Below are 18,318 nucleotides of genomic sequence, written 5' to 3'. Positions count from 1 at the left end.
GCAGGTCGCCGGCCCGGTGGCAAGCGGGCCGAGCACCCGAATGCGCCTCTTCGTGACGCTTGTCACCCGGCTGCGCCGCGGCCCGCGCCCGGGGCGGGCGCCGGCCTGTGACGGCCGAATGGCGATCGTGTGACAGCAGGGGCCATGGACATGACGTGGGAGGCCGGGCGTGAATACGGTCGGACGACAAGCCGTTGAACAGAACTGTCTCCCCTACCACTTGGAGCTCTTCGTGCACCGCAAAGTCATCGCCCCGAGCGTGCTCGCCGCCTCCCTGCTGCTGGTGATCCCGGCGTCGGCGGCGAGTTCGGTCCAAGGGGCCCCGGGTATCGGCGATCCCTACTACCCGGCCAGCGGCAACAGCGGATACGACGTGTCCCACTACGACCTGCGCCTGCAGTACCAGCCGAAGACGGACCTGCTGGAGGGCACCGCCACCCTGCTGACCACCGCCAAGCAGGACCTCTCCCGCTTCAACCTGGACTTCGGCCTGCAGGTCAGCGAGATCCGGGTCAACGGCGCCAAGGCGAAGTTCGCCACGTCCGGGGCCCACGAACTGGAGGTGACCCCCGCCCAGCCGCTGCAGAAGGACAAGCCGGCGACCGTCGTCGTCAAGTACGCCGGCAAGCCCTCGGAATTCAAGATCGACGGCTGGTCGGCCTGGCAGCGCACCCCGGACGGCGGTGTCGCCGCACAGGAGCCCGACTCGGCCGTCTGGTGGTTCCCGAGCAACGACCACCCGCTCGACAAGGCCACCTTCGACATCTCGGTCAACGTCCCGGACGGCACGCAGGCGATCAGCAACGGCGTCCTCCAGTCACAGAGTTCCCGGCTCGGCTGGACCCGGTACAACTGGCGCTCGAACAAGCCGCAGGCCACGTACCTCGCCACCCTCGCGATCGGCAAGTTCGACGTCACCACCGACAAGACGGCGAGCGGGCTGCCCATCCTCAACGCGTACAGCAAGGACCTCGGCGACAACGCGGGCGCGGCGCGCGCGAGCGTGGAGCGGACCGGCGAGGTCGCCGAGTGGCTGGAGGGCGTCTTCGGGCCGTACCCCTTCAACGCCCTGGGCGGCTACGTGCCGAACGTGCCGTCGGGCTTCGCACTGGAGACCCAGACCCGGCCGTTCTACAGCCCGAAGCAGTTCTCCAACGGCGCCAACGTCTCGGTGGTCGTGCACGAGCTGGCCCATCAGTGGTACGGCGACAGCGTGTCCGTCGACGGCTGGAAGGACATCTGGATCAACGAGGGCTTCGCCCGCTACAGCCAGTGGCTGTGGTCGGAGAAGGAGGGCGAGGGCACCGCGCAGGAGCTCGCCGACTGGGCGTACCGGCTGCGCGCCGCGGACGACCCGTTCTGGCAGGTCAAGCCGGGCGACCCGGGCCCGGACAACCAGTTCCACGGGGCCGTCTACGACCGCGGCGCGATCGCCCTGCAGGCGCTGCGCAACGAGATCGGCGACGAGAAGTTCTTCGCGATCCTCAAGGGCTGGCCGACCGAGCGGGCCTACGGCAACGCCAAGGTCGGGGACTTCGTCCGCTATGCGGAGAAGGTGTCGGACAAGCCGCTGGCGCAGCTGTTCGAGACCTGGCTGTACACCCCGGGCAAGCCGGCGTTCGCCCCGCCGTCCGCCGCCTCCCCGGCCGCCCGCTCCCTCAAGGCCCCCGACGCGCAGCCGGTGGAGCCGAAGTCCTGGAAGAAGATCGCGGCGACGGACTCGATCCACGAGCACTGATTCCCGGTCGCACGCGGACCCGCGCGCCGGCGCCCCTCAGGGGGTGCCGGCGTGCCGGCGTGCCCGCGCCGCCCGCGCGATCGGCAGGTACCGCAGCCGCTCCGGCAGCAGCGGTACGAGGAGCCGTACGGTCGTGCTGAACCGCCGGAGCCTGCGCTCCTGGGCCGGGCTCCACTCCAGCCCGATGGCGGCGCGGGCGTCGGGCGGCATGTACCCGGCGGTGACGAAGGCCCGGAAGCGCAGGAACGCCGCCCGGAGCACCGGCCAGGTGAGCCGCAGCAGCAGCCGCACCGGCAGGGAGCCGCCCTCGGGCCGGGGCAGTGGCACATCGGTGGCGACCAGCTCGCGGGCGACCTTGGTGGGCTCGATCTCCTCGGCCAGCATCCGGCGGTAGTAGACCCAGTACTCCTCGATGCTCTGCGGCATGTCCCGGTCGCGGATGCCGAGTATCCGGCCGACCTGGAGCCACTCGCGGTACAGCTGCCGCTCCTGGGCGGGGGTGAAGCGGCGCAGCAGGTAGCGCCCGGCGTAGAGGTAGACCGGGAAGCCGGTGGCGTGCACCCAGGAGTAGCAGGCGGGGTCCAGGGAGTGGTAGCGCCGTCCCCGGGTGTCGATGCCCTGGATCTCCTTGTGCAGGCGGCGCACCCGGCGGCCCTCCTCGGCGGCCTCCTCCCCGCCGTACACCCACAGCTGGACGGAGCGCAGCGAGCGCTCGCCGCGCCCCCAGGGGTCGGTGCGGAAGACCGAGTGCTCGTCGACCCCGGCCCCGATCGCGGGGTGGGCGACCTGCATGGTGAAGGCGGCGGGCAGCATCAGCAGGGCCCGGATGTCGCCGGAGATGGTCCAGAGCACCCCGCCGGGCGCCGGCGGCTCGGGATCGGGGCGGCGCGCGGCCGTCGGTCCGGGTGCGGGGAGCTCTGTTTCTCTCATGGTTCCAGTATGCGAGTGCCAGACGTACGCTCCCGGACAGAAAGTCTTGTCACGGGTGTTACCCAGAGGTAACCGCGGCTGCTTGGATGACGGAGTCGATCTCCCCCGCAGGAATGATGGAGACCTCATGCTGCACACCAAGCTCAGCCGGAACCGCGCCGCTGCCACGGCCGTTGCGGCGATCGCCGTCGGCGCGCTGGCCGCCACCGGCGCGCCGGCCGCCTCGGCCGCGGAGAGCGCCGCGGCCCCGCGGCTCAGCGTCCTCACGTACAACACGTTCCTGATGAGCAAGAACCTCTACCCCAACTGGGGTCAGGACCACCGGGCTTCGGAGATCCCCAAGGCGTCCTTCTTCCAGGGCCACGACGTGGTCGTGCTCCAGGAGGCCTTCGACAACGGCGCCTCGGACGCCCTGAAGTCCAACGCCTCGGCGCAGTACCCGTACCAGACCCCGGTCGTCGGCCGCAGCAAGAGCGGCTGGGACGCCACGGGCGGCGCGTACTCCTCCACCACCCCCGAGGACGGCGGTGTCACGATCCTCAGCAAGTGGCCGATCATCCGCAAGGAACAGGTCGTCTACAAGGACGCCTGCGGCGCCGACTGGTGGTCCAACAAGGGCTTCGCCTACGTCGTCCTGAACGTCAACGGCACCAAGGTGCACGTGGTCGGCACCCACGCCCAGTCCACCGACCCGGGCTGCGGCGCGGGCGAGGCGGCGGACATGCGCGCCCGCCAGTTCAAGGCGATGGACGCCTTCCTGGACGGCAAGAACATCCCGGCGGACGAGCAGGTCATCGTCGCGGGCGACATGAACGTCGACTCCCGCTCCCCCGAGTTCGCGTCCATGCTCGCCAACGCCGACCTGGCGAACTCCGATTCGCGCACGGGCCACCCGTACTCCTTCGACACCGCGCTGAACTCCATCGCGAACTACCGCTACCCGACCGACCCGCGCGAGGACCTGGACTACGTCCTCTACCGCAAGGGCAACGCCCGCCCGGCGGGCTGGGAGAACAACGTGGTCAAGGAGCAGTCGGCGCCCTGGACGGTCTCCAGCTGGGGCACCTCGTACACGTACACCAACCTGTCCGACCACTACCCGCTGATCGGCCGCTAGACCGCGCACGGGAACCAGCCGGCCACGAGGCCCGCCCCCGTATCCGGCCGGCCGGCCGGCCGGTCAGTGGCACGGGATCACGTCAACGACACGGCGCCCCCTCTCCGGCCTGCGGGCCGCGGGAGGGGGCGCTTTCGTGCCTTCAGGTCCCGTGCACCGGCACCATGTCGTCCACGGTGTCCAGGGCCAGCCCCCAGGGGTACGGCTTCTTCTCGCCCGGCTGGTTCGGCGCGAACCCGCCCTCGCCGTACAGCACCCGGACACCGGCCGACCGGAGCGTTTCCAGCGACAGCGGGAACTGCGGGTGCTGCGCATATGCGGCATTCACGCACGGCATGACGGCCATCGGGATGCCCTTGCCGATGCCCTCCGCCACGACCCCGACGACCCACGTGTCGGTGATCCCCAGCGCCCACCGGTTGACGGTGTTCATCGTCGCGGGGGCGAACAGCACGGCGTCCGCGGGTGGCCACACGTCCGGCCCTCCGGGCCGCTTGTACCGCGTGCGCACCGGATGCCCGGTCAGGGCTGCCAGCCCCGGGAGACCGTCCTCCAGCCAGTCCGCGGCCGTCGGGGTCAGGCCCAGGAAGACGTCCCAACCGCGACGCTGCGCCTCTTCCACCACCCCGGCGATCTCGAAAACGGGCGGGGCGGCCGAGCAGAGCAGGTACAAGGTCCTCGTCGTCATGTCTCCCGACACTATGCAATCGCCCCACCTCAAAGGAGCCGAAGGCGACCACTCACCCAGGACCACGGGCACGGGTACCGTCCTTGATGACGAGTCCTGGACGGAGACCAGCATGCCTCTACCCGACGACGACCACACCGGCTCCCGGATCAGGGAGCAGCGTCGCTTACGACGCCTCTCACAGCGCGAGTTGGCCGACCGAATTCCGTACAGCCTCAGCCTGCTGAACCAGGTCGAGTGCGGCGCTCGCTCCGCAACTCCCGGTTTCGTCGTGGCAGTGGCGCAAGCACTCGGGGTGGACACGTCCAAGCTGACAGGACCGGCGGCGATGACATTGCTGCCCTCCGAGCGGCTGCTCGCCCTCATCGCCCCGATCCGGGAGGCGCTCGACCGGTTCGACCTCGGACCGAACCCGGACCTGGCAGGTATCCGGCCGGCGCCCGACCTGATCGCCGAGGCGGACGCGCTGTGCCGGCACGTGCGTGCCGCGCGCCTGCGCGCGGCGGCCCATGCGCTGCCCGGCCTGATCGTGGAACTGACCCACGCCGTGTGGACCGCCCCGTCGACGTCGCTGTGGCGGTCCCTCGCCTCGGCGTACCGGACCGCCCACGACGTGGCACTGAAGCTTGACCACCCTGACCTCGCCCGCGTCGCCCTGGACCGGATGGAATGGGCCGCGGGTCGGGCATCGGACCCGTGCATCGAGGCGGTGCAGCGGTACAAGCGGGCCATCCTCTGGCGCTGTTCGACGAGCCTGCCGCTGATCTCGTCGGGGCACGGCCTGTTGGCCGAGCAGACGAGCCGCGAGTCCCTCGCCGTGGCCGGGCAACTTCACCTCGGGGCGGCCACCGTCGCCGCGAAGAACGAGGACGCCACCGCGGTGGCAACGCATCTGGCCGCCGCCCGCGACCTGGCGGACCGCGTCGGCGGCGAAGCCAGGGAAGTGCACTGGCTCTCGTTCGGGCGAATCAACGTCCAGCTGCACGAGCTTGGTGCATCGATTGCGATGCGCCGCTTCGGCGACGCTCTCCGTCAGGCCCGCGCGCTGAAGCTTCCGGAGACCATGCTGATGTCGCGGCGGGCCCGATATCTGGTGGATCGGGCGCTGGTCGAGATGGAGGCCGGCTCCGCCAAGACATCGCTGCAGTACCTGGCGGAAGCCAGGAGGCTGGCGCCTGAACAGACACGGCATCTGTCCGGTACCCGGACCACCATCCGCGGGCTGGTGCACATGTCGCGGCGCGCCCCGGACAACCTCGGCGGGATGGCCCGCTGGGTCGGCATGTAGCACTCACAATTCTGTGTGTGTTCGTCCCCCGCCGGGCCGTCAGGCTGGTGTCTCCACCCGCTGACGATGGTAGGGAGCCCCGGCATGGGCGTGCCGCAGGATCACGTGGAGGCGATCGCCCTGGTCGGCCGGGCGCTCGTCCCGTACGGCGAGCGTCCTGGTCCGGAGGGCGTCGCGGCGCTCATCGACGACCTGATCACCTGCGGGCAGAAGCTCCACGATGCCCTGTGCGGGACACCCTCGCCGCAGCGCCCCGCCGGGGCGTTCGAAGCCCTCGCCGAATGGGAGTACTTCGCGGCGGTCGGCCCGCTGGGGTCCGGCTCCCACGCGAACTGGAACCACGCCCGCGGCCTCGCCAGGATCATGAGGCAGCTGGTGCGCGCGCTGGAGCATGCGGCCGGGGCGAGCGCGTCATGATCCGGCGCGCACGTGGCCCCCGGCCGTCGTGGGACGGGGCCGGGGGCCGGTCCGGGTCGGGTCGGGTTACGGGGCCTCGTGCGGTTCTGCGTACATGTCCTCGATCAGGTCCGCGTACTTCTCCCGGACCACCCTGCGGCGCAGCTTCAGCGAGGGCGTCAGCTCCCCCGACTCCGGGCCCCATTCCGCGGTCAGCAGCCGGTACCGCTTGATCTGCTCGGTCCTGTTGAGCCGGGCGTTGGCCGCCGCGACCGCGCGGGCGATCTCGCCGCGGACGGCCGGGTGCCCCGCGAGCTCGGCGAGCGAGCCGGCCCCGATGCCGCGGGCCGCCGCCCACGCCGGGGCCAGCTCCCCGTCCAGCACCAGCAGCGCGACGAGGTAGGAGCGGCCGTCGCCGTGCACCAGGGCCTGGCCGATCAGCGGATGCTCCTTGACGGTGTTCTCCACCAGGGCCGGCGAGACGTTCTTGCCGTTCGAGGTGATGATCAGTTCCTTCTTGCGGTCGGTCAGCCAGAGGAACCCGTCCTCGTCGAGCCGGCCGATGTCCCCCGTCGCGAACCACCCTTCGGCGTCGTGCGCGCTCTCCACCGACCCGTCGGGCCGCAGGTAGCCGCCGAAGACGGTCGCGCCCCGCGTGAGGATCTCCCCGTCCGCGGCGAGCCGCAGCTCCAGCCCCTCGATCGGTCGCCCCACCGAGCCCAGCCGGAAACCGTCCGGGCTGTTGACCGTGCACACGCCCGAGGTCTCGGTGAGGCCCCAGGCGTCCATGATGGTGATCCCCCAGCCCGCCCAGAACCGCACCACGTCGATCGGCATCGGCGCGGTGGCACTGGCCGTCCACACCAGGCGGTCCAGCCCGGCCAGGCCCAGCAGCGGGTCCAGCACCTGCTCCTTCGCCCGGGCGTACGAGGCTTCGAGCGCGGCCGGGACCTGCTCGCCGCGCTCCCGGTGGCCGGCCCGGGCGCGCGCGAGGTCGTTCGCGGCCTCGATGGACTCCCGCTGCGCGGCCGGAAGCTGCGCGAGCACGGCCCGTACGGACGCGGCGAGCTTCTCCCAGACCCGGGGCACGCCGAAGAACTGCACCGGGTGCAGCTCGCGGACGGCGGGCGCCACCGCGGCCGGGTCGGCGACCAGCCGGACGTGCGCGGCCCGCAGCAGCGGCAGGTAGATGCCGAGGATCCGCTCGGCGATGTGCGCGAACGGCAGGTAGCAGATGTGCTCGGCGTGCTCGGGCAGGTCCGTGCGCCGGTCGAGGCGGACGGCCTGGAGCACGATGTTGCGGTGGGTCAGCCGGACGCCCTTGGGATCGCCGGTGGTACCGGAGGTGTAGACGACGGTCAGGGGGTCCTCGGGGCGGGTCTCCTGCCAGGCCTTCTCGAAGGCGTCGGGGCGGTGCGTACGGGCCCCGCTCGCATACAGGGAGCCGTACGTGCGGTGCGTGCCCGCCTCGGCGGCCTCGGCCACGACGAGCCGCTCCAGGGGCACCCGGTCGTCGGCGAGCAGCGGTTCCCACCGGGCCAGCTCGCGGGCTCCCTCGACGAGGGCGACCCGGGCCCGGCTGTGGCGGGCGATGTGGGCGATCTGCTCGGGCGCGGAGGTCCCGTACACGGTGACGGGGACGGCGCCGAGGTGGACGAGGGCGAGGTCGCTGAGCCAGTGCTCGGGACGGTTGCCCATCATGATCAGGACGTGTTCGCCGCGTTCGACGCCGAGGGCGGCGTATCCGGAGGCGAGGATCGCGACCTTGCGGCGGACCTCGGTCCAGTCGAGGGTCGTCCAGCCGTCGCCCTCGCGCCACGAGAGGGCGGGAAGATCGCCGTGCTCGGCGGCGTTGCGCGCCAGCAGGGCGGGGAGGGTGAGCTCTTCGGGTTGTCCGGGCAGTCGCAGTTTCATGGGCATGGGCAGCTCCTGGCCGTTTCACATCGTTGGTGCGACAGCAATACTGTTGAACCCAAGCTGTGGAGCAGAGAGCGAGGCGCGGACGATGGCCGACCAGGCACCAGAGCCGATGCTCACCGTCGACGAGCTGGCGGCCAGGGCTGGCGTCACCGTGCGCACCGTACGGTTCTACAGCACGCGCGGGCTTTTGCCCCCTCCCGTGATCGGACGCCGTCGGGTGGGCCACTACGGGCCGGAGCACCTGTCGCGGCTCGCGCTGATCGAGGAGTTGCAGCACCAGGGCATGACGCTGTCGGCCATCGAGCGCTACCTGGACGCCCTGCCCGACGATCTGAGCGCGCACGATCTGGCGATCCACCGTGCGCTGGTGTCCAGTTGGGCGCCGGACTCGGCGCGGGAGGTCTCCCGGGCGGAGCTGGAGAAGCGCGCGGGGCGCGCCCTCTCGGACACGGACGTGCAGCGGCTGACGGCGATGAACGTGCTGACCCCCGCCGGGGAGGGCTTCCGGATGGACGTGGGCCTGCTGCGGCTGGGAGTCGCGCTCCTCGACGTGCCGATCGCGCAGGAGACGATCCTCGCCGCGCGCAAGGTGCTGACGGAGCACACCAGATCGGCGGCGCACGAGCTGACCGCGCTGTTCCGGGACGAGGTGTGGGGGCCGTTCACGGAGGGCGAGAGCGATCCGGAGCGGGTGGAATCGATGAAGGCGCTGTCCGCGCACATGCAGCCGATGGTGGTGCAGGCGCTGGTCACCGCCTTCCAGCGGTCCCTCAGGGAGGAACTGCGGGCGGCGTTCGCCTCGGAGTCCGGCTGAGCCGGGCCGGATGCCGCGCTCCCGCGCGGCGTCCGGCCCGGCCCCGGAATCAGTCGGCGTAGGTCTCGCCGCGCTCGGCCTTCGCCACGAGGGAGGCCGGCGGGTTGAAGCGCTCGCCGTACTCGGCTGCCAGCTCCCGCGCACGGGCCACGAAGCCGGGCAGGCCGCCCTCGTAGCCGTTGATGTACTGGATCACGCCGCCGGTCCAGGCGGGGAAGCCGATGCCCATGATGGAGCCGATGTTGGCGTCGGCGATCGAGGTCAGCACGCCCTCGTCGAGGCAGCGGACGGTGTCCAGGGCCTCGGAGAAGAGCATCCGCTCCTTCATGTCCTCGAACGGGATCTCCGCGTCCGGCTTGGCGAAGTGCTCGCGCAGGCCCGGCCAGATGCCGGCCCGCTTGCCCGCCTCGTCGTATGCGTAGAACCCGGCCCCGCCGCTGCGGCCGGGGCGGTCGAACTCGTCGACCATGCGGTCGATGACCATGTCCGCGGGGTGCGGGGTCCAGGTGAGGCCCTCGGCTTCGACGGCCTTGCGGGTCTCGTTGCGGATCTTGCGCGGGAGGGTGAGGGTGAGCTCGTCCATCAGGGAGAGCACCTTGGCCGGGTAGCCGGCCTGGGCGGCGGCCTGCTCGATGGAGGCGGGTTCGATGCCCTCGCCGACCATCGCGACACCCTCGTTGATGAACTGGCCGATCACGCGCGAGGTGAAGAAGCCGCGCGAGTCGTTGACCACGATCGGGGTCTTGTTGATCTGCCGTACGAGGTCGAAGGCGCGGGCGATGGCCTCGTCGCCGGTGCGCTCGCCCTTGATGATCTCCACGAGCGGCATCTTGTCGACGGGCGAGAAGAAGTGCAGTCCGATGAAGTCCGCGGGGCGCGAAACCCCTTCCGCGAGGCCCGTGATGGGCAGCGTGGAGGTGTTGGAGCAGAGCAGCGCGTCGGGGGCGATGACGTCCTGGATCTCCTGGAACACCGTGTGCTTGAGGGAGGTGTCCTCGAAGACGGCCTCGATGACGGCGTCGCAGCCGGCCAGATCGGCGGCCTCGGCGGTCGGCGTGATCCGGGCGAGCAGTTCGGCGCGCTGCGCCTCGGTGGTGCGGCCGCGGGAGACCGCCTTGTCGAGCAGCTTCTCGGAGTACGCCTTGCCCTTGGCGGCGGCCTCGGCGGTGACGTCCTTGAGGACGACCTCGATGCCCGCGCGGGCGCAGGAGTACGCGATGCCCGCGCCCATCATGCCCGCGCCGAGCACGGCGACCTTGGCGACCTTGCGCGGGGCGATGCCCTGCGGGCGGCTGCGGCCGGCGTTGACGGCCTGGAGGTCGAAGAAGAACGCCTGGATCATGTTCTTGGCGGTCTGTCCGGTGACCAGCTCGGTGAAGTAGCGGGCCTCGATGGTCAGCGCGGTCTCGAAGTCCACCTGGGCGCCCTCGACGGCGCAGGCCAGGATGTTGCGCGGGGCCGGGTACGGGGCCCCGTTCAGCTGCTTCTTCAGGTTGGCGGGGAACGCCGGGAGGTTGGCGGCGAACCGCGGGTTGGACGGCGTACCGCCCGGGATCTTGTAGCCGGGGACGTCCCACGGCTGCTTCGACTCGGGGTTGGCGTCGATGAAGGCGCGGGCCTTGGCCAGCATCTCCTCGGGGGTGGCGGCCAGTTCGTGGACGAGGCCGTTCTCCAGCGCGCGCTGCGGGTTGTACTGGGTGCCCTGGAGCAGGACCTTGAGCAGCGCGTCGGCGATGCCCATCAGGCGGACGGTGCGGGTGACGCCGCCGCCGGCCGGGAGCAGGCCGAGGGTGACCTCGGGCAGGCCGATCTTGGAGCCGGGCGCATCGAGGGCGATGCGGTGGTGGGAGGCGAGGCAGATCTCGTAACCGCCGCCGAGCGCCGCGCCGTTGATGGCGGCGACGACGGGTACGCCGAGGGTCTCGATCCGGCGCAGCGAGCTCTTGATCGCGGTGCCGGTGTCGAAGGCGAGCCGTGCGTGCTCGGGGCGCAGCCCGATCATTTCCTTGAGGTCGCCGCCCGCGAAGAAGGTCTTCTTGGCGGAGGTGTAGATGATGCCGCGGATGGAGTCCTTCTCGGCCTCGGCGCGGTCGGCGATCGCCGCGATGGAGTCCTTGAAGGCCTGGTTCATCGTGTTGGCGGACTGGGCGGGGTCGTCGAGGGTCAGGGTGACGACGCCGGTCTCGTCCTGGTCCCAGCGGATCGTGGTGGACTCGCTCATGGTCACTGCTTTCGTTTCGGAAGGTCCGGGGGCGTGGGATGCAGGACGGTTCAGAGGCGTTCGACGATCGTCGCGACGCCCATGCCGCCGCCGACGCAGAGGGTGACGAGCCCGTAGCGCTTGTCCTGGCGCTCCAGTTCGTCGATGACGGTGCCGAGGATCATGGCGCCGGTGGCGCCGAGCGGGTGGCCGAGCGCGATCGCGCCGCCGTTGACGTTGACCTTGTCGAGGGAGAGGCCCATGTCCCTGACGAAGCGCAGCACGACGCCCGCGAAGGCTTCGTTGATCTCGACGAGGTCGATGTCGTCGATGGTCAGACCGGCCTTGGCGAGGGCCTTGCGGCTGGCCGGGGCAGGGCCGGTGAGCATGATGGTGGGCTCGGAGCCGGAGACGGCCGCCGAGACGATCCGGGCACGGGGGGTGAGCCCGGCCCGTTCGCCCGCCTCGCGGGAGCCGATGGCGACGAGCGAGGCGCCGTCGACGATGCCGGAGGAGTTGCCCGCGTGGTGGACGTGGTCGATCTTCTCGACCCAGTGGTACTTCTGCAGGGCGACGGCGTCGAAGCCGCCGAGGTCGCCGATGTCCGCGAAGGACGGCTTGAGCTTGGCGAGGGTGTCGGCGGTCGTCCCCGGACGGACGAACTCCTCGTGGTCCAGGACGACCAGGCCGTTGCGGTCGGTGACCGGGACGACCGACTTGGCGAAGCGGCCGTCCTTGATGGCCGCGACGGCCCGCTCCTGGGAGAGGGCGGCGTACTCGTCCACGTCGCGGCGGGAGAAGCCCTCGATGGTGGCGATCAGGTCGGCGCCGATGCCCTGCGGGACGAAGCCGGTGTCCCAGTTGGTCATCGGGTCGTTGAACCAGGCGCCGCCGTCGGAGGCCATCGGGACGCGGGACATGGACTCCACGCCGCCCGCGAGGACCAGGTCCTCCCAGCCGGAGCGGACCTTGGCGGCGGCCAGGTTGACGGCCTCCAGGCCGGAGGCGCAGAAGCGGTTCTCCTGTACGCCGGCCACCGTGTCCGGGAGCCCCGCGGCGATGGCCGCGATCCGGGCGATGTCGGAGCCCTGGTCGCCGACCGGGCCGACGACGCCGAGGACGATGTCGTCGATCGCGGCCGGGTCCAGGCCGGGGTTGCGCTCGCGCAGGGCGTGGATGAGGCCGACGACCAGGTCGATCGGCTTGGTGCCGTGCAGGGCGCCGTTGGCCTTGCCGCGGCCGCGCGGGGTGCGGATCGCGTCGTATACGTAAGCTTCGGTGCTCACTGGTCAAGCCTTTCGGAGGTTTCCAAGGGGGAGGTCATCGATCGGGGAGGTCAGCCGAGCAGCGAGCGGCCGATGATCTCTTTCATGATCTCGGTCGTGCCGCCGTAGATGGTCTGGATGCGGCCGTCGGTGAAGGCCCGCGCGACCGGGTATTCGGTCATGTAGCCGTAGCCGCCGTGCAGTTGCAGGCAGCGGTCGGCGACCCGCTTCTGGAGCTCGGTCGCCCACCACTTGGCCATCGAGGCGTGGACGTGGTCCAGCTCGCCGTTGGAGTGGTCGACGATGCAGCGGTCCAGGAAGGTGCGGGTGACGGCGCACTCGGTGGCCATCTCCGCTATCTCGAAGCGGATGTGCTGGAGTTTGGAGAGCGGCCGCCCGAAGGCCTCGCGTTCCTTCACGTACGCGGTGGTGATCTCCAGCAGGTACTCGGCGGCGGCGATGCCGGCCATCGCGATGCCCATCCGCTCCTGCGCGAGATTGGTCATCAGGTGGACGAAGGCGCCGTTCAGCTCGCCGAGCAGGTTCTCCTTGGGGACGCGGACGTCGTGGAAGAACAGCTCGGCGGTGTCCTGCGCCTTCTGGCCGATCTTGTCGAGGTTGCGGCCGCGCTCGAAGCCCTCCGTGCCCCGCTCGACCACCAGCAGCGACAGGCCGTGCGCGCCGCCCTCCGGGGTGGTCTTGGCGACGACGACCACCAGGTCGGCCAGGATGCCGTTGGAGATGAAGGTCTTGGAGCCGTTGAGGACCCAGTGGTCGCCCCGGTCCTCGGCGCTGGTCCGGATCCCCTGGAGGTCGGAGCCCGCGCCCGGTTCGGTCATCGCGATCGCCGTGATGGTCTCGCCGGAGCAGAAGCCGGGCAGCCAGCGCCGCTTCTGCTCGTCGGTGGCGAGCGAGGTCAGGTACGGGCCGATGATGTCGTTGTGCAGTCCGATCGCGAGCCCGGCCGCCCCGGCCCGGGTGAACTCCTCGGCGATCACGGCGGCGTAGCGGAAGTCGGTGTTCCCGCCGCCCCCGTACTCCTCCGGGACGGCCAGGCCCAGCAGGCCCTGCCGGCCGGCGGCCCGCCAGGCCTCGCGGCTGACGATGCCGTCCTTCTCCCACTGCTCGTAGTGCGGCAGCACCTCCTTGGTGAGGAAGGTGCGGACCGTTTCGCGGAACGCCTCGTGGTCGGCGTCGAAGATGCGGCGTTGCATCGGGGGCCTCCTAGAGCCAGCTCTTGACGGTTTCGATCAGCCGGGCCGGCTCGGCTCCGACGGGTGTGACGTTGAGCATGGTGACGCCCGCATCCCGGAAGGCCTCGACCCGTTCGCGGACGTAGCCCTCCGGCCCGCACAACGTCATGAGCTCGCAGAACTCGTCCGGGACGGCGGCCGCCGCGTCGCGCTTGCGGCCGGAGAGGTAGAGCTCCTGGATCTTCCGGGCCTCCTCCCCGTAGCCGTAGGCGACGGCGAGGTCGTTGTAGAAGTTCTTGCCGACCGCGCCCATCCCGCCGACGTACAGCGCGATCTGCGGGCGCGCGAGGTCCCGTACGGCGGCCGCGTCCTCGCCGATCGCCAGCAGTCCGCCCGCCACCGTCTGCAGCGGGCCGAGCTCCGGGGCGCGCAGGGCCGTGCCCTCGGCGAGGGCGTCCCCCCACACCGCGCCGGCCTTCTCGGGGATGAACAGGGTGGGCAGCCAGCCGTCGGCGATCTCGGCGGTCATCCGCACGTTCGCCGGGCCGAGCGAGGCGATGTAGACGGGGATCGTGTCGCGGACCGGCCGGGTGAGGATCTTCAGTGGCTTGCCGTGCCGGCCGCCCTTCTCCGGCGGCAGCGGCATGTCGGTGATGCCGCGGTGGTCGATCGTCTCGCGGCGCCAGATCCGGCGGCACAGCCCGACCGTCTCACGGGTCCGGCCGAGCGGCTTGTCGTACGGCTTCCCGTGCCAGCCCTCGACGACCTGCGGGCCGGAGGCGCCGAGGCCCAGCATCGCCCGGCCGCCCGACACGGCGTCGAGCCCGGCCGCCGTCTGGGCGACGAGGGCGGGGGTGCGGGAGTAGACGTTGAGGATGGCCGAGCCGATCTTCATCCGCTCGGTGCGGGCGGCGAGATACCCCATGATCGTCGGAGAGTCGAAGCCCCAGGCCTCGGCGACCCACACGGCGTCGAGCCCGGCCGCCTCCAGCTCGGCCGCCCGGTCCGCCGCGCGTCGCGGGTCGCCGGCGTAGTCGAGCATCATCGACAGTTCCATCAGGCCTCTTTCGGGAGCAGGGCCGGCACGTCCCACTCGGCGGCCACGGACTCGGTGTCCGCGCCCGGCTGTGCGGGTCCGGAGGTGACGCGGGTCGGGGTCGCGGAGAAGCGCGGGGCGGGGGCGGGCTGGACGATCCCGCCGTACTCGGTGAACGTCCCGCGGGACGCGAGGTGGGGGTGGTGCGGGGCCTCGCGCAGCGAGAGCACGGGCGCCACGCAGGCGTCCGTTCCCTCGAAGACCGCCGTCCACTCCTCGCGCGTACGGGACTTGAAGCGCGCGGCGACGGCCTCGCGCAGCTCGCCCCAGCGTGCCGGGTCCTTGCGGGCCGGGGCCTCGTCCTTGATGCCGAGGAGCTCCACGAAGGTGTCGTAGAACTGCTGCTCCAGCGCGCCGACGGCCATGTACCCGCCGTCGGAGGTCTCGTAGGTGCCGTAGAAGGGGCAGCCGCCGTCCAGGAGATTGGCGCCGCGCCGGTCCTGCCAGCCGCCGGCCGCCACCATCCCGTGGATCATCGCGGTGAGGTGGGCCGTGCCGTCGACGATGGCCGCGTCGACGACCTGCCCGCCGCCCCCTGGGGTGCAGGCGTGCTGAAGGGCGGCGAGGATCCCGATGACGAGGTAGAGCGAGCCGCCCGCGTAGTCGCCGACCAGGTTGGCGGGGACGGCGGGGGGCTCGCCGGGGTTGCCGATCATGCCGAGCGCCCCGGTGACGGCGATGTACGCGATGTCGTGCCCGGCGGTGTGCGCGAGGGGGCCCTTCTGGCCCCAGCCGGTCATCCGGCCGTACACCAGCTTCGGATTGCGGGCGTGGCAGTGGGCCGGGCCGACGCCGAGCCGCTCGGCGACCCCGGGGCGGAAGCCCTCGATCAGGACGTCGGCGCGCTCGACGAGGTCGAGGACGCGGGCCGGGCCGTCGGCGGACTTGAGGTCGACCAGCACCGAGCGCTTGTTGCGGTTGGTGACGTCGTAGGCGGGGTCGACGGCGAGCCCGCCGCCGCCCGGCCGGTCCACGCGGACGACGTCCGCGCCGAGGTCGGCAAGGAGCATGGCGGCGAACGGTCCGGGGCCGATCCCCGCCAGCTCCACGACGCGCACCCCGGCGAGCGGGCCGTTCCCTGTCACTGCCATCGAGCCCCCAGCATCCGTGGCACCACTGACGCCACTGTGTGACACAACCGATGTAACACCAGCGATGCTAGGAACGTGTTCCACTCAGCACAAGAGCAAGCGCTTAGCCGGTTGGCTCGTTTCGCGCATCGAGTTCCCTCAGGTGCCGCTTGAGGGCGACCGTCCGGTAGCTCTCCTCCACCCACTCGCACAGCACTTCGAGGGACGGCGCCCCCTTCTCCCCCAGCGGCACGGAGACCCAGCCGGCCCTCCCCAGCCCGTACCCGGTCGGCTCCGCCCCGGGCGCGGTCATGGCGTGGCCGTGCAGCGCCTCGTCCTTGAGCTTCACGGAGAGCCCGGGCGAGAGCGGGCCGTCGGCGTTGCCGAGAAAGACGAAGATCTTCTTGTTGACTTTCACGACGCAGTCCTCGGGGCCCCAGGGAAACTCCTCCGCGGCCTCCGGCAACCTGCGGGCGAACTCCCGCACCGCCTCCCACTTGCGCACCGCCGCCTTCATGGACGCCTCCACTCAGCACCCAGGTCACACCTGCTCGCACTCGCAGTCCGTCCTCACGCTAGCGCCGACCCGACGCCCCGGCCGGAAAACCGGACCGCAGTCTTCCGAGAAAACCGCTTCCCACCTGCGGAAACCCTCATGGCAAAGACCTCCGGCCTCTGTACTCTGAGCGGGCTTTCAGTCCTGATCAAGGACTCACCGACATTGGGGGGAATCGGTGTCCCATCGCCGAATCGCAGCATCCGCGGCCGTTCTCGCGGCCGGCATCTCTCTCGTACCGGCCATGGCCCACGCGGCCGGCCCGGCCGCCGGCAGGGCCCACGGGGTCACCGCGCCGGACATGAGCAAGGCCGCCGCTCCGAAGTCCACCACGTTCAGCAGTCCGGCCGACCGGTCGGCCCGGCAGGCCCCGGCGGCCGGCGGGAACAAGGCCGCGGCCGCCCCGCAGGCGGCCGACACCAACCCCACCCTCGCGGTGGGTCTGCACGCCACGACCACCACGGGGCGCGGGCTGGAGCTGAAGGCCGACATCACGAGCGCACCCACGACGCTCTCGGTCCACGTCGACTGGGGCGACAACAAGACGACGAACGACTACGCCGCCGGGACCCAGACCGTCACCGAGGCGCACACCTACGACCAGCTCGGCACGTACACGGTCAAGGTGAGCGTCACCGACCAGGCCACCCAGACCGTGGTCTCCAACGACATCGTGGTCACCACGGAGGGGTCGGACTACACCCCGTACGGCCCGACCCGCCTGCTGGACACCCGCAACGGGACGGGCGCACCGGCGGGCAAGGTGGCCCCGTACTCCTCCGCGCACCTGAAGGTCGGCGGCAACGGCGGCATCCCGGCCGGCGTGACCGCGGTGGTCCTCAACGTCACCGCCACCAACACGACCAGCGAGGGCCACGTGACGGCCTTCGCCGACGGCGACGAGCAGCCGAAGACGTCGAACCTCAACTTCGCCCGCTACCAGACCGTCCCGAACCTGGTCATCGTGCCGGTCGGCGCGAACGGCTACGTCAACCTGTACAACGGCAGCTGGGAGTCGGTCGACCTGGTCGCGGACGTCGCCGGGTACTTCACCCACACCGCGTCCAGCGGCTACACCCCGATGGCGCCGGTCCGCTTCGTCGACACCCGCTCGGGCCTCGGCACCGCCAAGGGCCAGGTCCCCGGGCAGGGGACCTTCAGCACCCAGATCAGCGGCGCGGGCGGCGTGTCGGCCGGGGCCACCGCCGTGGCGCTCAACGTGACGGTCACCAACCCCAACGGCAGCGGCCACCTGACCGTCTACCCGAGCGGGCAGCAGGCGCCGACCGCGTCCAACGTGAACTTCACCCCGGCCAAGACCATCGCCAACTCGGTGATCGTCCCCGTCGGCGCCGACGGCAGGATCAGCATCCGCAACGGCGGCTGGGACCCGGCCGACGTCATCGTCGACGTCGTCGGCTACTACAGCCCGTCCAGCGCGAACGCGTACCTGCCGGTCCAGCCGTTCCGCCTGCTCGACACGCGCGAGTGGGTCTACGGCCCGCTGGGCGGCCGCGGCTACGTCCACATGCCCCTCGCCTCGGGGTACCCGCACACCAAGGGGTTCGTCCTGAACACCACGGTGACCAACACCCGCGACCGCGGCTTCCTCTCGGTCGCCCCCGACCCGAACACGAAGGAGGACTACGAGAAGGGCACGAACACCTGGCCCACCACTCCGACCTCCTCCACCCTGAACTGGTCCTACTTCGACACGGTCCCGAACCTGGTCCAGACGAGCACCGGATCCACCGGCGTCATCGATTACTGGAACCAGAGCGATGGCGACATCGACCTCGTCGTCGACCTTTTCGGTGTCTACACGGACAACTGATACGCCTCGGCGAAACTGCTGGTCACAGTGGCTCGGGGGCGGCTTCCAGGCCGCTCCCGGGCCACTGCCCACGGGAGTGGCGACTTAAGGCGGGGGCCCGTAAGCGGAAGCTCGGAGGGTATGTAATCTGAGCGGACTTTCAGCCCTGGCCAAGGGCTCACGGAAACATAGGGGGCTCGGTGTCCTACCGCCGACTCGCAGCTTCTGCCGCCG

At 71.0% G+C, this 18,318-nt stretch carries 15 protein-coding genes; 6 read left to right on the top strand and 9 right to left on the bottom strand.

Translation table 11 applies throughout. The features are described from left to right. Nucleotides 1-232: 232 nt before the first annotated feature. Nucleotides 233-1,738, top strand: coding sequence for a M1 family metallopeptidase (locus ABTY04_RS00820; protein WP_352211137.1), 1,506 nt, complete (start codon nt 233-235; stop codon nt 1,736-1,738). A gap of 36 nt (nt 1,739-1,774) precedes the next feature. On the opposite strand, the gene ABTY04_RS00815 is transcribed toward ABTY04_RS00820, so the two are convergent. Further along, complete coding sequence (locus ABTY04_RS00815) at nt 1,775-2,668, bottom strand: oxygenase MpaB family protein (RefSeq protein WP_352211136.1); 894 nt, start codon at nt 2,666-2,668, stop codon at nt 1,775-1,777. 127 nt (nt 2,669-2,795) lie between these two features. Here ABTY04_RS00815 and sph point away from each other — a divergent pair, with 127 nt between their 5' ends. Next, nucleotides 2,796-3,785: a sphingomyelin phosphodiesterase gene (gene sph / locus ABTY04_RS00810; protein ID WP_352211135.1), complete on the top strand. Its 990-nt coding sequence runs from the start codon at nt 2,796-2,798 to the stop codon at nt 3,783-3,785. A 142-nt stretch (nt 3,786-3,927) separates the two neighbouring features. Here sph and ABTY04_RS00805 read toward each other — a convergent pair whose 3' ends face one another. Beyond that, nucleotides 3,928-4,473 (bottom strand): flavoprotein, encoded by a 546-nt coding sequence (locus ABTY04_RS00805; RefSeq protein ID WP_352211134.1) that lies wholly within the window; start codon nt 4,471-4,473, stop codon nt 3,928-3,930. A gap of 112 nt (nt 4,474-4,585) precedes the next feature. Here ABTY04_RS00805 and ABTY04_RS00800 point away from each other — a divergent pair, with 112 nt between their 5' ends. Further along, nucleotides 4,586-5,761 (top strand): helix-turn-helix domain-containing protein, encoded by a 1,176-nt coding sequence (locus ABTY04_RS00800; protein WP_352211133.1) that lies wholly within the window; start codon nt 4,586-4,588, stop codon nt 5,759-5,761. An 84-nt stretch (nt 5,762-5,845) separates the two neighbouring features. After that, nucleotides 5,846-6,178 (top strand): DUF6415 family natural product biosynthesis protein, encoded by a 333-nt coding sequence (locus ABTY04_RS00795; RefSeq protein WP_352211132.1) that lies wholly within the window; start codon nt 5,846-5,848, stop codon nt 6,176-6,178. 66 nt (nt 6,179-6,244) lie between these two features. Here ABTY04_RS00795 and ABTY04_RS00790 read toward each other — a convergent pair whose 3' ends face one another. Then, a complete protein-coding gene (locus ABTY04_RS00790) occupies nt 6,245-8,077 on the bottom strand; it encodes an AMP-dependent synthetase/ligase (RefSeq protein WP_352211131.1) in 1,833 nt (610 codons plus the stop codon). Nucleotides 8,078-8,162: 85 nt separating this feature from the next. Here ABTY04_RS00790 and ABTY04_RS00785 point away from each other — a divergent pair, with 85 nt between their 5' ends. Beyond that, nucleotides 8,163-8,891 carry a MerR family transcriptional regulator gene (locus ABTY04_RS00785; RefSeq protein WP_352211130.1) on the top strand — a complete coding sequence of 243 codons (729 nt, stop codon included), beginning with the start codon at nt 8,163-8,165 and terminating at the stop codon, nt 8,889-8,891. Between the two features lie 49 nt (nt 8,892-8,940). Here ABTY04_RS00785 and ABTY04_RS00780 read toward each other — a convergent pair whose 3' ends face one another. The 6 genes from ABTY04_RS00780 to ABTY04_RS00755 form a co-directional block, all read right to left on the bottom strand. Continuing rightward, a complete protein-coding gene (locus ABTY04_RS00780; RefSeq protein WP_352211129.1) occupies nt 8,941-11,112 on the bottom strand; it encodes a 3-hydroxyacyl-CoA dehydrogenase NAD-binding domain-containing protein in 2,172 nt (723 codons plus the stop codon). 50 nt (nt 11,113-11,162) lie between these two features. Beyond that, the gene (locus ABTY04_RS00775) at nt 11,163-12,377 is read right to left on the bottom strand and encodes an acetyl-CoA C-acetyltransferase (protein ID WP_352211128.1); all 1,215 of its coding nucleotides are present in this window, start codon (nt 12,375-12,377) and stop codon (nt 11,163-11,165) included. A 50-nt stretch (nt 12,378-12,427) separates the two neighbouring features. Beyond that, nucleotides 12,428-13,570, bottom strand: a complete 1,143-nt coding sequence (locus ABTY04_RS00770) for an acyl-CoA dehydrogenase family protein (protein ID WP_352211127.1) — start codon at nt 13,568-13,570, stop codon at nt 12,428-12,430. 10 nt (nt 13,571-13,580) lie between these two features. Next, nucleotides 13,581-14,606, bottom strand: coding sequence for an LLM class F420-dependent oxidoreductase (locus ABTY04_RS00765; RefSeq protein ID WP_352211126.1), 1,026 nt, complete (start codon nt 14,604-14,606; stop codon nt 13,581-13,583). Next, entirely contained in the window at nt 14,606-15,736 is a 1,131-nt protein-coding gene (locus ABTY04_RS00760) for a CaiB/BaiF CoA transferase family protein (RefSeq protein WP_352211125.1), read from the bottom strand. The genes ABTY04_RS00765 and ABTY04_RS00760 overlap by 1 nt, the downstream gene beginning before the upstream one ends. A 103-nt stretch (nt 15,737-15,839) precedes the next feature. Next, entirely contained in the window at nt 15,840-16,232 is a 393-nt protein-coding gene (locus ABTY04_RS00755; RefSeq protein ID WP_352211124.1) for an MmcQ/YjbR family DNA-binding protein, read from the bottom strand. A 217-nt stretch (nt 16,233-16,449) separates the two neighbouring features. On the opposite strand from ABTY04_RS00755, the gene ABTY04_RS00750 reads away from it, so the two are divergent. Continuing rightward, nucleotides 16,450-18,105: a hypothetical protein gene (locus tag ABTY04_RS00750; RefSeq protein ID WP_352211123.1), complete on the top strand. Its 1,656-nt coding sequence runs from the start codon at nt 16,450-16,452 to the stop codon at nt 18,103-18,105. The last annotated feature ends 213 nt before the right edge of the window (nt 18,106-18,318 follow it).

Origin of the sequence: Streptomyces sp. NPDC097981 (assembly GCF_040302565.1) — a bacterium.
GTDB lineage: Bacteria > Actinomycetota > Actinomycetes > Streptomycetales > Streptomycetaceae > Streptomyces.
The sequence above is the reverse complement of the archived record's forward strand: the minus strand, read 5'-3'. Positions and strand labels throughout refer to the sequence as shown.

What these genes read in the sequence shown, in the direction of transcription:
- ABTY04_RS00815 (WP_352211136.1), bottom strand. Translation starts at nt 2,668, where the DNA reads ATGAGAGAAACAGAGCTCCCCGCACCCGGACCGACGGCCGCGCGCCGC.
- sph (WP_352211135.1), top strand. Translation starts at nt 2,796, where the DNA reads ATGCTGCACACCAAGCTCAGCCGGAACCGCGCCGCTGCCACGGCCGTT.
- ABTY04_RS00805 (WP_352211134.1), bottom strand. Translation starts at nt 4,473, where the DNA reads ATGACGACGAGGACCTTGTACCTGCTCTGCTCGGCCGCCCCGCCCGTT.
- ABTY04_RS00800 (WP_352211133.1), top strand. Translation starts at nt 4,586, where the DNA reads ATGCCTCTACCCGACGACGACCACACCGGCTCCCGGATCAGGGAGCAG.
- ABTY04_RS00795 (WP_352211132.1), top strand. Translation starts at nt 5,846, where the DNA reads ATGGGCGTGCCGCAGGATCACGTGGAGGCGATCGCCCTGGTCGGCCGG.
- ABTY04_RS00790 (WP_352211131.1), bottom strand. Translation starts at nt 8,077, where the DNA reads ATGCCCATGAAACTGCGACTGCCCGGACAACCCGAAGAGCTCACCCTC.
- ABTY04_RS00785 (WP_352211130.1), top strand. Translation starts at nt 8,163, where the DNA reads ATGGCCGACCAGGCACCAGAGCCGATGCTCACCGTCGACGAGCTGGCG.
- ABTY04_RS00780 (WP_352211129.1), bottom strand. Translation starts at nt 11,112, where the DNA reads ATGAGCGAGTCCACCACGATCCGCTGGGACCAGGACGAGACCGGCGTC.
- ABTY04_RS00770 (WP_352211127.1), bottom strand. Translation starts at nt 13,570, where the DNA reads ATGCAACGCCGCATCTTCGACGCCGACCACGAGGCGTTCCGCGAAACG.
- ABTY04_RS00765 (WP_352211126.1), bottom strand. Translation starts at nt 14,606, where the DNA reads ATGGAACTGTCGATGATGCTCGACTACGCCGGCGACCCGCGACGCGCG.
- ABTY04_RS00760 (WP_352211125.1), bottom strand. Translation starts at nt 15,736, where the DNA reads ATGGCAGTGACAGGGAACGGCCCGCTCGCCGGGGTGCGCGTCGTGGAG.
- ABTY04_RS00755 (WP_352211124.1), bottom strand. Translation starts at nt 16,232, where the DNA reads ATGAAGGCGGCGGTGCGCAAGTGGGAGGCGGTGCGGGAGTTCGCCCGC.